We start from the raw sequence: 13,913 nt of genomic DNA, 5'->3' as shown, positions 1-13,913 counted from the left end.
TCCAATCCGCGGATCGAATCGGGCGTTTGGATCGCGCGCAGGCCCGTCCCACGCATTCTCTACGAGAGGTATGCTTTGCGAGTACATAAGTAGCTCCTTCCTGACTATTCACGGATCGTGATCGCGAGCTGAGCCTGCACGACGAGTTTCAGCACAATCAGTCTCAGCAATGTCGATTTTCCGGACCCGTTCCGATTGTTCCGGGGCATGAAGCCAGGGTCGACCGGCTTGATGCCTTGGTCGTCACGGCATGGCGATAGACGGTTTCGATTCCTTTCCCGAAGGCGTCGACGGAATATTGCGTCGTTGCGCGAAGCCGGGCGGCATGGCCCATGCGCCAGCGCCGCTCCGGATCGCGGAGCAATGTTTCGATCGCTTCCGCCAACCGAACATGATTGCCGGGTGGAACGGTGATGGCCTCGATGCCGTCGCGCGCCACGCGTGGAACGGCCGTGTCAAGCCATGTATTGATGATCGGCCGTCCCGCCGCCATCGCTTCCAGTTGAGCGATGCCAAACGTTTCCGCATTGGTCACGGACGGCAGGACAAAGACGTCCGCTGTACACATGAGACTGGCGAGTTTGGCCTTCGGCGCGGAGCCAAGCAGGCGGACGCGATCCGCGACGCCGAGGCTATGAATCATTCGTTCAAGCCGCGCCCGTTCTGGACCCTCGCCGATGATCCAGACCTCAAAGCGGTGGCCGACCGCCGCTCGCACCAGCACATCGAAGCCCTTGTAGGGAACGAGTTGCCCGCAAGCCAGCACGAGCCGTCCACGATCGCGTTCGGCAGCGTCATTGTCGCGCGGCTCCGGCCAATCGTACTTCGAGGCATCGACGCCGAACGGAACGACGTGACATTTCTCAGCGAATTCCTGCAGCAGCGGGCTGCTGTACAGCAGAATGGCATTGGACACGATGATTGCGTCCGCCTGCCGCAGCGTCCGGCGCAACAGCGGCTTCATAAACCACCTCAGTCCGGCATGCGAAACGATGTCCGCATGGTAGTGCACGACCAAAGGTCGATCGCGGCCCAACCCCAGGGCGAGCATGAGATCGGCGAGCGAAAACGGTGCATGAAGCGCGAGCAGATCGTGATCGGCGACCTGGCGCCATAACCGCAGCGGATAAGTCGGCGCGGCCGGAAGCGAACCTACATCGCCGAACGAGCGCACGCGCTCGATCGTTACGCCGTTCACGACGATGCGCCGTTGCCCGTTCGACTTGGAGCAGACCAGCACGCAGGCGGTGAACGCGTCTTTCAGTCCTGCGCATATGTCGCGGATCACCGACGGGGCTCCGCCGAACAGGTCGGGATAGCAGTCATTGAAGATGTGAAGCACCGAGAGGCGCCGAGAGGGAGCGAGCATGGCCGAACTCTCCATGACTGAGCGCCTCCCTTATATGTGGGAAAATTTCACACGTCAATTGATCTCGACGGAAAAGTGGGATTGTATCCCACGGGACTCGCCGCTACAATTTCGCCATGAACGCCAAATCCCGGAAATCGAAGTCGGCTTCGCATCAGCCGATTGCGGCGGCGAGCCTGCGCGCGCCCTTGGCGCGCCTGCTGCGCCCGCTGGTGCGGCTATGCATCCGCGGCGGAATGACATTTCCTGAGCTGGCTCAGCTGTTGCGAGAACTCTTCGTCAATGTTGCCGAGCACGACTTTGCCCTGGAGGGAAAGGAGCAGACCGACAGCCGCGTGAGTCTGCTCACCGGAATTCACCGCAAGGAGGTTGCGCGGCTGCGCGGCGCCGGTGCGCCGGTCAATGAAACGCCTGCCACTCTGTCGCTGACCAGCGCGATCATGGCACGCTGGCTCGCCGCTCCGGAGTTCACGGACGCGAACGGCGATCCGCTGCCCTTGCCGCGCATGGCCAGTGGCGATGCGCCCTCGTTCGAGCAGCTCGTCAGTTCGATCACGAAGGATGTCCGCCCGCGCGCAGTGCTGGATGAATGGCTGGACCGCGAGCTCGTGACCATCAACGGCGATGAAGAGATCGTGTTGGTGGATACTGGCTTCGTTCCGCGCGGCGATGACGAGCGCAAATGGCACTATCTCGGCCGTAACCTGCATGATCATATCGCGGCAGCCGCCGAAAACGTATCCGGGCCAGCACCCCGTTTCCTCGAACGCGCGGTGCACTATGACGGCCTTTCGGCCAAGCTCGCAAAACGTCTCGAAGGGCGTTCGCGCGAACTGGCCATGGACGCCCTGAAGATCGCCAACCGGGAAGCAAACCGCGCGCTCGCCAGGGACAAGGGCGGCGACCACCGCTGGAATTTCGGCATCTACATTTACAGCGAAGGTCCGGACGACGCGGCGAATGGTGATGCTGACGAAGGCGGCTCGTCATGACCAAGCAGCCCGTCATCTCGCGCCGCTCGTTGCTTATGGGACTCTGGCTTGCCGGATCGTCCTCCGCCTGGGCACAGGTGCGCCGCGGCAGCGATCAGGGTATCGGCGGCACCGGTATCACGCGTGGCCACGATCAGGGCATCGGCGGCACCGGCATTGTTGGCGTCATTCAGCGTTTCGGCAGCATTTTCGTCAACGGCCAACGCATCAGCTATGCGCCGAACGTCCCGGTGCGGATCGATGGCGAACCGGTATCGGCGAAGGCGCTCAAGATCGGACATCTGGCCCGGGTGCTGGCGCTGCCGCAGGCGAACGGTTCGCTGATCACCCGCGGCGTCAACGTGGTCAGTGAGGTGATGGGGCCGATCGAAAGCGTCAGGGACGGCGAGATGACCGTGCTGGGCCAGCGGATCATAGCGGCCGGCCACGAAAGCTGGCGCCATCCGGGCGCCAATGTCGCGGTCTTCGGGGTGCGCCGCATCGACGGCGTGATCGTCTCAAGCCTGGTCGAGCAACGCCTTAACGCGACAACGCGGGTTTCCGGACCACTCGAACGCGATCGCGGCGGCCTGCGAATAGGCGGGTTGCGACTCAACGGCGCCGATGCCGCACTCGTCGGACAACGTGTTCAGGCTGAGGGCCGCGTTACGCAAGGCGTGATGCAGATCTCGCGCATAAGGGCTGACGACCTCTCTGATTTCTTCGGCGCGAACCGTCTGTCGATCGAAGGCTATGTCCGCCGCGTCGGCAGCTATCTGCAATTCGGCTCGGGCTATGTCGCGCATGACAATAGTCGCTTCGCATCCTCAGGTAATGCCCGCGTGGTCGTGAACGCCACCTTTGACAGTTCCCGTGGCTTGCGGGTTGAATCCATCCAATCCGTCAACAAATTTCCGGGTGACTCGATCCAAGGTACGAGATCCGAGCAAGCTCCGGGCGCGACGCCCGGCGGCTCGGACGTCCCGGGCGGTGGCGCTACTGTGCCGGGCGGCGGTCCTCCCGGGCTGGGCGGTGGCGGTCCTCCCGGCCTTGGCGGTGGCGGTCCTCCCGGCCTTGGCGGCGGCGGTCCTCCCGGCCTTGGCGGCGGCGGTCCTCCCGGCCTTGGCGGTGGCGGTCCTCCCGGCCTTGGCGGCGGCGGTCCTCCCGGCCTGGGCGGCGGCAGTCCTCCCGGCCTTGGCGGCGGCCACGGCCGGCGATGAACAACGAAGATTTGGCAGAGCGGGCGAGAGGCGCGCGCTCGCAGCGTCGTCCAGCTTCGCTATGCGATTCATCGCGAGCAACCTGCGCTGCGAACAGCTAGCCCGAGTTCGCGGATTCGCGCTCGAAGATCGGGATTTGCGATTTTTTGGCGAGCTAAGTAATTGATCTGCAAAGGGTGGGGTGTTCGATTTCGGGCGAGAATGGTTGTAGTGAAGACCTCCCCGATTCCCAAGGGCGTGGCGATGCGGGTGGATTCGCCGCGCGATGTTTCTGCGACGCACGGAGCGACGAGCCCGCGGCTGAGCAGAATTTGAACAACCCGACGGCGCTCGCCGCTCTGGCGAGCGCCGTCTCGCAGACAGTGCGACGACAGAAGATTGGCTGAGTTTCCGCAGATCGGCGGAGAGACGTTTGGTGGATCGAAGCGGATGCGGAGAGCACGCTATCTTGCCGGCGATGACAACTCGATTGAGAGGTCGAGCGCGCTATTGTGTCTGTGTTGCCCCGCGATCCTGACGAGGACATGTGCGCCCGCTTGGCAGGCGGGGCTGAGCACGGACTCCCGGATGGACCACCAGATGTCATCACCGCGAGATCACGACGGAAGCCGGACCAATGCTATGTTGTCGACCGCTCATGTGCAGCCGTGTAGTATCGAACAGAGGAGACGATCATGTCGAATAAGAAGGCGAAGAGACGCCCGATGTAAGCGTCCGGCCGCTGCACATGGCCTCAGATCTTGACATGATCGGCCGGCTTCCAGCTCCACGGCAGCACGTCGCCGTTGTGAGCCATCGGACGCCGAACTTGGCAGTGTTTCCGCACGAACGAAAAGTGGACGTATCTGGTGCGCCGAGCCCGCAATGGCAAAATCACACAAGCCGTTCATTGAGATCGCTGGTGGGCCCGGCAGGACTCGAACCTGCAACCAGACCGTTATGAGCGGGCCTGCTTGCTCGAAGGTCTCGGAGAACATTGACGTTTTTCGTGGCGTCGCCTCACGAGCTTCCACGTTCGTTCACCCTGTAGCGGTGGTCAATCGGTGGTCGAATTCTGAGGGGCGGCGCACAACGTCGATCGACGAGCCAATTAGCAGTAAGTAGGTCTCGGCTTGACGCTGCTCCCTTTCTCGGACGCTCTACGAGCACGCCTCCGTAATTATCACTACCAATCTTGCTTTCGGCGAATGGCTCAGCGTGTTCGGCGACGCCAAGATGATAACCGCGCTGCTTGGCCGGCTGACCCATCACTGCGACATCGTCGAGACCGGCAACGACGGTTGGCGGTTCAAAGGCCGAGACGACGATCACGCCACCATCTCGCCTCCGATATTCCAGTCGGCTCCGACAAGACGAGCGCTATCGCCAAAACCCGCCGCGCAAAGGGCGAAGATAGACACACCAGAGTAGTAAGGCCTAGAGTCGCATGGCGCCGAAATCTCAAAAACCCGCAACCCAATAGCAGGCGGGTCGAGGTTTGCGTCTTCATCGGGCCTGGGGCATCAGCTGCGTCTAGTATTCCAGATATCGGGCTCGGCTTCGGCTTGAGAGCGAAATTGGTCCCGTAACTCAATTGAAGCTAAAGGAATTTTAGTCCATCTCCGGCTTCTCGACCGAGCGCAAAAATGGAACAAAAACCCGAACAATCCGGGATTTCCGGTCCAAAAGTCCCAGAATAAGTCCAAGACTTGGATTCATCGTTCTTGGGAGGTTCTCGGCGCAACGGCCACCGCCCAAAGGGGCGGAGGCCGTGTTTTTCACGTCCTAGCTGGCCCGCAAGGCGGCCGATCGAGCAATGTTTCGTACACGCCGATTTTCCGTCGCAGCTCCCCGACGGCGTCAATGGAGGCGCCCATCGGGTACAGGGAGGGCGCCGATTTCAGGCTTTCGAGCCGGCGTCGTCTATCGGAAATTCGCGCACGCCAATTGTCGCAGAAGCCGCACATAGTGGCCTCGTCTGATTGGGTTTCGGATGTTCGAACTTCCCAAGCGGCGCGCTGGGGTCCCGTCGATCAGGCGATCTGCGGCGCGCAGACCAATTCAGCAGCTTTAAGCGGCCTCGGCGCGAGACCTGAACAGCTAGGGTCCATATATCCCATTTTGGGCGACGAAACAAACAATTCCCTGGGCTGCGCCTCCTCCGAGGACCCTTGTCGGCCCTCGATAGAGCCGCAAGTGCGGCCCCGGAAGCGCCGCTCGCTCTCTGACCGAGAACCGAACTGCGACGAGCTGATTGCGACGTATAGCCCGCGCACCCGCATCAAGCGTCCTTCCGATTGCGAGTCAACTTGCGTCAACCACGACTCGGTTATTCGAACATTTCTTGATCAACCGTGGCCGCGTGGGCGAAAGAGAAGAGCGTCGACCCGGCTAAACTCAAGGTGCGGTCGTAGCGCTCGATCCGAAGATTGTCGTGCCATGATGAGCCATCCATCATGATCTGATATTGGCCTAGAAGTGGGCGCTCTTAGCCTCGAGCCAGGTGCCATCGATGAGATGGAAATACACCCATAGTCCCTCCGAAGAAGGTCTCCGGCCCACGACCAAAAGCAGAAACCCCGGAAGATGGTGGGCGGATCGGCGGACCTTCTCGGCGAGGCTCGTCGGGTCGTTGGAGGAAGGGGTGTCAGTCAAGAGCATTGAATAGTAAGCGGTTTTCGAACCTTGGCTTATAAAGCTACGGTCCTAGCTACGGTGCACGCGAGGGACCGTAGCTTCGACAACTGGGCATTTGCGTAATTCAAGCGAGCCGCGGGTCGGGCCGTCGAGAGCATGGATGAGAAGGGACGAGCACAGCAGGGCACCACACCTGGTCTAGTGATTGCAAAACGGCTCTTCCGGGACAAGTTGACACAAGACGTTTGCGGCGAAGCACGTTTCTAGCTCGCCGAGGCCTGTCGAACACACGGCGCGCGCCATCAATCAACGCGAATCGTCGAACGTCAATCTCGGAACGCGCGCGTATCAGAGAGCAGCTGCCTTGGCGAGAGCCTGCACGTATCTGGCGTAGTCGCTCTTGCCGAGCGCTGCCCCCAGCCGCTCCAGCTGCTTCTGCTCGATGAAACCCTGTTTGAACGCGATCTCCTCCGGACAGGCGATGCGAAAGCCTTGCCGTTTCTCCAGGGTCGCGACGAAGTCCGCGGCGGCCATGAGACTGTCGGGTGTTCCAGTATCCAACCAAGCGAAGCCGCGGCCCATTTGCTCAACAGCGAGCAGCCCTCGTTCTAAATAGACCCTGTTGACGTCGGTAATCTCAAGCTCCCCTCGCGCGGAGGGAACAATGCTGGCGGCAATTTCGACCACCTGGGGATCATAAAAATATAGCCCCGTCACGGCAAAGTTCGATTTTGGAGTTGCGGGTTTCTCTTCTATCGAAGTTGCTTGTCCTGTGCTGTCGAAGCCAACCACGCCGTACCGTTCGGGGTCGGCGACATGATAGGCAAAGACCGTCGCACCGAACCGGCGGCCAGCGGCCCTGACAAGCATGTCCGGCAGACCATGGCCAAAATAGATGTTGTCGCCCAAGATTAAGGCTGACGATTCGCCGCGCACAAAATCTGCCCCGATAATGTAGGCTTGAGCCAGGCCTTCAGGTTTGGGTTGCACGGCATAGGATAGCGTCAGTCCCCATTGCCCGCCGTCGCCCAGCAGGGACTGAAATAGCGGAAGATCGCCCGGTGTCGATATAATCAGTATGTCCCTGATACCCGCCAGCATCAATGTCGTTAGCGGGTAGTAGATCATTGGCTTGTCGTAAATCGGCAGGAGCTGTTTGGACACCACCAACGTCATGGGATAGAGGCGGGTGCCGGTTCCGCCAGCCAGAATGATGCCTTTCAAGATCTACTCCAAATTGGCGTGAGCGGGATCGCACAGGCGATCGAGGCAGATTCGCAAGGATTGCGATGAGTGAGGCAGGCGCAGCCCGAAGACAGAGTTCAATCTGTCGCAGTTCAGACGGGAATTCGCCGGCCTAACAGCGGCCGTCGGATAGTCCTTCGTCGAGATCGCCTCAACACGGGCTGGACGATCTCGTCTCGTTGCGAGGTCGAGGACGATGCGTCTGGCGAACTCGAACCAGCTCATTTCGTCAGGACCCGCCAGATGCGTGACGCCGCCATGACCAGACTGCCAGCCCGAACCCGCGATCTGCCGAGCGATGGCAATGATGGCATCGGCGATGTCGGGCGCGTAAGTGGGGCAGCCGATCTGGTCGTTGACGATACCCAATCGATCCCGTTGCCGGGCGAGCCGCATGACCGTCTTTACGAAATTGTTGCCATAGGGCGCGTAGACCCATGAAGTTCGCAAGATCAGGTAACGATCGGCGGCAGACGCCACCGCGACTTCGCCGGCGAGCTTCGATCGACCATATACGCTCTGCGGCGAAGTCGCGTCGGTTTCGACGTAAGGAGCCGGATTCTTGCCGTCGAAAACGTAATCCGTCGACAGATGGATGACGGGAACATCCAGTCGACTTGCTGCTGATGCGACCGCACCAGCTGCCTTGGAATTGATCGAGTAGGCCAGATCCGGTTCCGTCTCCGCACGATCGACAGCGGTATAGGCGGCAGGATTTACAACGATGTCTGGCGAGAACTCCGCCAAAGCCCTTTCAATCTGTTCGATGCGCAACAGGTCGAGGTCGGAGCGCGTGGAGCATCTGATCGTGATGTCGGGGTTCGCTGCGGCAGCTTCCCGCAATGATCGAGCGACCTGACCTTCGCTCCCAATAACATATAGACGCATCGTTCTGCTCAATGTCGACCAAGACCTAGTCGCTCGCCACGGTATACGTTTTCGCGCAGCGGCCTCCACCACGCGGGATGCTCGAGATACCATCTGACCGTCTTTTTGATGCCGCTTTCCAGAGTCTCCTCAGCGCGCCAACCCAGAGCCGTTTCGAGCTTTGTTGCGTCGATGGCGTAGCGCAAATCGTGACCCGGACGATCCTCGGTATAGGTGATCAAGCCGTCGTGCGAATGTGCGGGCCCACGCAGTTCGTCAAGGCATGCGCAGATTTGTCTTACCACCTCGATGTTGGAGCGTTCGTTGCGACCACCGACATTATAGGTCTCGCCTGGAACTCCTTTCTCGAGGATCAAGCCCAGCGCGCGCGCATGATCCTCGACAAACAGCCAATCCCGGACATTTAGACCATTTCCATACACCGGCAACGGCTCCCCATGCAGAGCGTTGAGGACCATCAACGGAATGAGCTTTTCAGGAAATTGATAGGGCCCATAATTGTTTGAGCAATTGGATACAATGACGGGCACGTCGTAGGTTCTGTGCCAGGCCTTTGCAAGATGATCGGACGCGGCCTTGGTCGCTGAATAGGGGGAACTCGGATCATATCGCGTAAGTTCGGTGAAAAGTCCGGTCTCTCCCAACGAGCCGTAGACTTCATCGGTCGAAACGTGAATGAACCGGAATCGATCGGCGAGCAGGGGATTATGGTCGAGATGGCGGCGCGTGGCCTCCAGCAGGGTGAAGGTGCCTACAACGTTTGTTTGGATAAATGCATTTGCGCTGGTGATCGACCTGTCGACGTGGCTTTCTGCTGCAAGATGAACGACTGCAGTCGGTCTATGCTTGATGAAAATCTTCTGCAGGGCATCGGCATCGCAGATGTCGGCCCTCTCGAACGCATAGTTGGGATGCTCGGCAACCAGCGCAAGCGAGGCCAAATTGCCGGCATAGGTCAATTTGTCGACGACAACGACCTTGAGGCCAAGGTCAAAAACAAAATGCCGACAGACCGACGAGCCGATAAATCCTGCTCCGCCCGTGACAAGAATGTGCATGTTCAGTCGTTCCCCAGCGCATTCTCGAAGGAAGAGAAAACGGAGAAGGGAGAGACAACGGAACTGAGTCGAGGATTCCGCTGATCCTTTTCAGACAAAATGGGCTCACCTGCTAATCGCCAATCGATTGCAAGGTCCGGATCGTCCCAGGCGATCCCTCGCTCGAGATCCGGGGCCCAATAGTCGGTCACCTTATAAATAACCTCGACCGGTGCTTCCAAGGTCACATAGCCGTGAGCGAAACCTGGGGGTACCCACAATTGCTTCCAGTTCGCCGCTGACAACTCGATCGCTACATGACGTCCGTAGGTCGGTGATCCTCGCCGGATGTCCACGGTCACATCCAGGATCGATCCTCCGACGCAACGAACGAGCTTGCCCTGGGCTTTGGGAGGCAGTTGAAAATGAAGTCCGCGCAGCACCCCGCGTTCGGCGGAGAAGACATGGTTCTCCTGGACCAGATCGTCCATCACGCCGTGTGCCCTCAGATCATCCTTGCGGAAGGTCTCCGAAAAAAAACCCCGATGGTCACCACGCCTTGAGGGGACGATGAGAACAAGACCATCGATTTCGAAATGCTGAAAATCCATTTCACACCAAGCTCATTAGGTGCCAGCACCAGGAAGCTTCCGTCCGATCGCGCGACAATAGCGGGAAGCCGCATCTTTGCAAGGCGCGTCCAGTCGCGAGTGACCCGGCGCGCTTAAGGCCGAGCCCGCGCGCGGCATCTCGTTAGCACCGACAGCAGCACCACCAAACTGATGCCTGATCTGCTCATGAAAAAGAAAATTTGATTTTCGTCAGCTCGATAGGCTGCGGCTTCGCGACGCAGCTACGAGAACTCGCAGCAATGCTGTTCCAAATCTGACTGTCGTGTAATTTTCATTTGCAACCTCTGAATGCGTCGAGGTACTATCAACTTCAGGGCATCGTCCGTGAGCTCGGCGGAATCCTTAGCTTCGGATTCGTCTGATGGTGGGGATGTGAAGCTTGGAGAGTCGTTATGCAGCCTATCCTCGTTCATAAACCCATTATGAATGCTGTGGTGGCAGCTCAGGAAGGCACGAATTCAAGTAAGTAACCAACGGTCAATAGTCACGATGATCTTCACCGCCAACGCAATGGTCCGACGGCAACATCACCAACAGGGACCAGAAGTGTCGCCGTATCCCCCAAATCGGTTATGGATCAGCTCGAAGAAAGGCGCGGCTGTCGTAGGCAAGGGGGTGCGACATGAGGGTATTTGAACAATTCGTTCAAAATCTGACGACATGCGACAACGCGGATGAAATCGAGCGTCTATTGCGACAGACCTTGGATCAGTACGGCTTTCCATGTTTCGCTTATCTAAGCTTCACGCCGCGAGGTGACGAAGACGATACACTGGCAATGACGACGTATCCGAGTTCCTGGGTGGAGCGGTACTGTGCAAATCGGTACGACAGGATCGATCCGGTGATCGCCCGCTCGGTTACAACGACGCTTCCCTTCGCTTGGTCGGCTGATCGATTTGATGCAGGGCTGACCAACAGGCAGAAGGGGCTTCTAAAAGAGGCCAGCGAGTTCAACATTCGACGTGGTGTCACGATTCCGATCCATGATCGCCAGGGTAAAGTTGCCACACTCACGCTCTCGGCTGGCAATTCCCGTCCGGCGTTCGAATCCCAAGTCGAGAAATACCGCCATCAGCTGCATCTCATTGCGATCTACCTGTATGCGCAATTGCGTGACGTAACGCCATCGCCCACGTCATCGCCTCGCCCATACCTGACACAGCGCGAGAGGGTCTGCCTGCAATGGGCAGCTCGCGGAAAGAGCGCTTTGGACACAGCGGAAATCATAAACGTCAGCCGACGAACGGTTGTCTTTCACACCCAGAATGCCAAGCGCAAGCTCGGAGTTGCGACCGTGCAACAGGCGGTCGCCAAGGGACTGGCGTACGACATCATCAGCATGTAGCCGTTCGTCGAGCGGTCCGAAGTGCCGCGACCTTGGAGTGGCCGCGCCTGGGCTTGCAGATGCGCGTCTTGATAGCGTCGCTCTCCGTAGCGTCGCTCTTCGAGGTCACTTGGTGTCGCATCCGTCTATCGTGTCGGCACCACCCGTTGTGGCCGCGTCGGTGCATAGCGCAGCATGTTCGCGAGCTACCGACGCCGACTCTAGGGCAGTCTCCAAACACGGGATACCTGCAAAGGTAGACAGCTCGAGCTGATGTTGGCGCCGGGTCATACTCCAGCCTGACGGACGGCACGAGGACGCCAATGATACGAATTGTCACGAAGGACAATGCAGAACGCCACATCAGCGGTAGCGGTTTGTATCAAATGCATCGTCTTCGGAAGGCGGTCTTCAAGGACCGGCTCGGTTGGGACGTCATCGTAAGCGGCGAACTTGAGGTTGACGAATACGACGCCTTGCGGCCTCGCTATCTGCTCTCGATGGACAGACACGGCATCCTGAACGGTTGCGTCCGCCTCCTGCCGACGACCGGTCCGAATATGCTTCGCGATATCTTTGCGTCCCTTGTGACCAAGGCAGCCGTGCCTCGCGGAGAACGCGTGTGGGAAGCCAGCCGATTTGCAGTGAGCGGGAACACCGGCGGCACTCAATCGGGCATATCACAAGCGACCTACGATCTGCTGATCGGAGTTCTGAAATTCAGTTTGTCGAACGGCATAAACACGATCGCTTGTGTCGTCGACGTGCGTATGGAGCGAGTCCTGCGGCGGGCCGGCTGGCGACTCGAGCGCCTCGGCCCCGCGCGCCGAGTCGGCAACACCATCGCCATGGCCGGACAGCTTGACGTGTCTACACAAATCCTTCGACAGCTTGAAGCGCGTGTGGGCCTCGCGCACGCAGCCGCGGCCTGATCGTGGGCGCACGACTGAAGTCATCCCCTAGTCGAGATCGGAGCACGAGACGTGAGTAACCCTTTCGATGATCAGGGCGGCACCTTCGTCGTCCTGCTCAATGACCAAGGTCAACATTCGCTCTGGCCCGCAGCTGCGGAGATTCCGGCCGGCTGGTCCGTGGTCTACGCACAGAACAGCCGCCGGGCCTGCATCGACTACATCGACACAAACTGGACGGACATGCTTCCGAGAGCCCGCGCTGATAGCCATTCGGCATAGCCGCAGACTCGATCATCCGTCTAAGGCATAATACATGGTTGGGGAAGCCGTGAACGCGATCAACGAACCTTCACAGGTATTGCCACTCTCCGCGGCTCAGACGGGCATGTGGTTTGCGCAGAAGTTCAGTTCGCCGGACTCGATATTCAATCTTGCGGAGTCCATAGAGATACACGGTCCGATTGATCCGCCGCTGTTCGAGGCGGCCTTGCGGCAAGCCGGGATGGAAGCGGAAACCGTGCGAGTGCGGTTCATCGAGCGAAGTGATGGAATTCGCCAGATGATTCCCCGCAGATTGGATACGACCTTTCCATTCATCGACGTTAGCTCCGAACCTGACCCGCGGGCGGCAGCAGAAAGCTGGATGATGGCAGAGTTGACCCAACCGGTCGATCTGCTGACAGGGCCGCTTTGGACCTGCGCATTGTTCAAGGCCGCGGCGGATCACTATTTCTGGTATCATCGCAGCCATCACATCGTCATGGACGGTTTCACCGGCGGGCTCTTCGCCCGGCGCGTCGCCGAGATCTACACGGCTCTCACCGAGGGACGCGCTCCCGAACAAGGTACTTTCGGTCCTTTGGCGCTTCTCCTCGAAGAAGAGACCGCGTATCGGAGCTCCGAACGATTTGCACGCGACCGCGAGTATTGGCTGAAGCACTTCGCCGATCGCCCGGTTGCGTTTAGTCTTGCCGATCAGCGAAGGCAAAATGTCGGTGGCCTTCTCCGCCAGACGACCCATCTCGGTGCTGGAAGCGTGAAGGCGATGCGCGCAACGGCGCAGGCCAGCGGCGCAAGTCTCCCACAGATCATGATCGCCGCGATCGCAGCCTATCTCTATCGCGTGACAGGTATTGACGATTTGGTCGTTGGCCTGCCGGTTGCCGCCCGGCCCAAGGGACGGCTGCGGCGTGTTCCCGGCATGGTTGCCAACGCCGTGCCGCTACGTTTGGCGATGAGTCCGAGCATGAGCGCGACGGCACTCATTCGCGATGTGGGAAGGCAGGTCCGCGAAGCGATTCGACACCAGTCCTACAGATACGAGGACCTCAGGCGGGACCTTAGCCTGCTTTCCACCAACGGGCACCTTTTTACCACTGTCATCAATATCGAGCCATTCGACTACGACCTCCGGTTCGGCGGCCATTCCGCAACGACTCACAACCTCTCCAATGGCTCGGCCGACGACCTCGCAATTTTCGTCTACGACCGTGGAGATGGAAAAGGGCTTCGAATTGATTTCGACGCCAATCCCGCCCTTTACACCTCGAACGATCTCGCCTTTCACCAGCAACGTCTCGTGAGGCTGGTCGAGGCAATCGCACACGATCCCAGTCGGCCGATTGGCGCAATCGACATTCTCGACGCGGCGGAGCGGCGTCGGGTGCTGGCGGAGTGGAATGACACGGTGCGCG

11 protein-coding genes and 1 pseudogene are annotated in these 13,913 nt (G+C 59.5%); 7 read left to right on the top strand and 5 right to left on the bottom strand.

Translation table 11 applies throughout. From position 1 onward, the window contains the following. Positions 1-163: 163 nt before the first annotated feature. Complete coding sequence (locus tag QX070_RS00060; RefSeq protein ID WP_315733698.1) at positions 164-1,384, bottom strand: glycosyltransferase; 1,221 nt, start codon at positions 1,382-1,384, stop codon at positions 164-166. Positions 1,385-1,485: 101 nt separating this feature from the next. Here QX070_RS00060 and QX070_RS00055 point away from each other — a divergent pair, with 101 nt between their 5' ends. From QX070_RS00055 to QX070_RS00045, 3 genes and pseudogenes are all read left to right on the top strand, one after another. Further along, entirely contained in the window at positions 1,486-2,361 is an 876-nt protein-coding gene (locus QX070_RS00055; RefSeq protein ID WP_315733695.1) for a DUF6502 family protein, read from the top strand. Then, on the top strand, positions 2,358-3,560 hold the full coding sequence (locus QX070_RS00050) for a hypothetical protein (RefSeq protein WP_315733693.1): 1,203 nt from the start codon (positions 2,358-2,360) through the stop codon (positions 3,558-3,560). Before QX070_RS00055 ends, QX070_RS00050 begins: the two co-directional genes overlap by 4 nt. A gap of 1,137 nt (positions 3,561-4,697) precedes the next feature. Then, positions 4,698-4,970: pseudogene (locus QX070_RS00045) on the top strand (ATP-binding protein); the annotation flags it as partial. Between the two features lie 1,554 nt (positions 4,971-6,524). Here QX070_RS00045 and rfbA read toward each other — a convergent pair. From rfbA to rfbC, 4 genes are read right to left on the bottom strand one after another with little or no spacing between them, the layout of a single operon-like run. Further along, positions 6,525-7,400, bottom strand: coding sequence for a glucose-1-phosphate thymidylyltransferase RfbA (gene rfbA / locus QX070_RS00040; protein WP_315733691.1), 876 nt, complete (start codon positions 7,398-7,400; stop codon positions 6,525-6,527). Between the two features lie 3 nt (positions 7,401-7,403). Further along, positions 7,404-8,309 (bottom strand): dTDP-4-dehydrorhamnose reductase, encoded by a 906-nt coding sequence (gene rfbD / locus QX070_RS00035; RefSeq protein WP_315733689.1) that lies wholly within the window; start codon positions 8,307-8,309, stop codon positions 7,404-7,406. Positions 8,310-8,317: 8 nt separating this feature from the next. Beyond that, positions 8,318-9,367 carry a dTDP-glucose 4,6-dehydratase gene (gene rfbB, locus QX070_RS00030; RefSeq protein WP_315733687.1) on the bottom strand — a complete coding sequence of 350 codons (1,050 nt, stop codon included), beginning with the start codon at positions 9,365-9,367 and terminating at the stop codon, positions 8,318-8,320. Positions 9,368-9,369: 2 nt separating this feature from the next. After that, positions 9,370-9,957: a dTDP-4-dehydrorhamnose 3,5-epimerase gene (gene rfbC / locus QX070_RS00025; RefSeq protein ID WP_315733685.1), complete on the bottom strand. Its 588-nt coding sequence runs from the start codon at positions 9,955-9,957 to the stop codon at positions 9,370-9,372. Positions 9,958-10,600: 643 nt separating this feature from the next. On the opposite strand from rfbC, the gene QX070_RS00020 reads away from it, so the two are divergent. The 4 genes from QX070_RS00020 to QX070_RS00005 all read left to right on the top strand — a co-directional run. Beyond that, positions 10,601-11,326, top strand: coding sequence for a LuxR family transcriptional regulator (locus QX070_RS00020; RefSeq protein WP_315733682.1), 726 nt, complete (start codon positions 10,601-10,603; stop codon positions 11,324-11,326). A 302-nt stretch (positions 11,327-11,628) separates the two neighbouring features. After that, positions 11,629-12,237 carry an acyl-homoserine-lactone synthase gene (locus tag QX070_RS00015; protein ID WP_315733680.1) on the top strand — a complete coding sequence of 203 codons (609 nt, stop codon included), beginning with the start codon at positions 11,629-11,631 and terminating at the stop codon, positions 12,235-12,237. Between the two features lie 51 nt (positions 12,238-12,288). After that, complete coding sequence (locus QX070_RS00010; protein ID WP_315733678.1) at positions 12,289-12,498, top strand: MbtH family protein; 210 nt, start codon at positions 12,289-12,291, stop codon at positions 12,496-12,498. 49 nt (positions 12,499-12,547) lie between these two features. Next, the coding region (locus QX070_RS00005; RefSeq protein WP_315733676.1) for a condensation domain-containing protein at positions 12,548-13,913 on the top strand (1,366 nt) is incomplete at its 3' end.

This window comes from Bradyrhizobium sp. SZCCHNR1093 (assembly GCF_032381175.1).
Taxonomy (GTDB): Bacteria; Pseudomonadota; Alphaproteobacteria; order Rhizobiales; family Xanthobacteraceae; genus Bradyrhizobium.
This window is presented reverse-complemented; position numbering and strand designations above follow the sequence as displayed.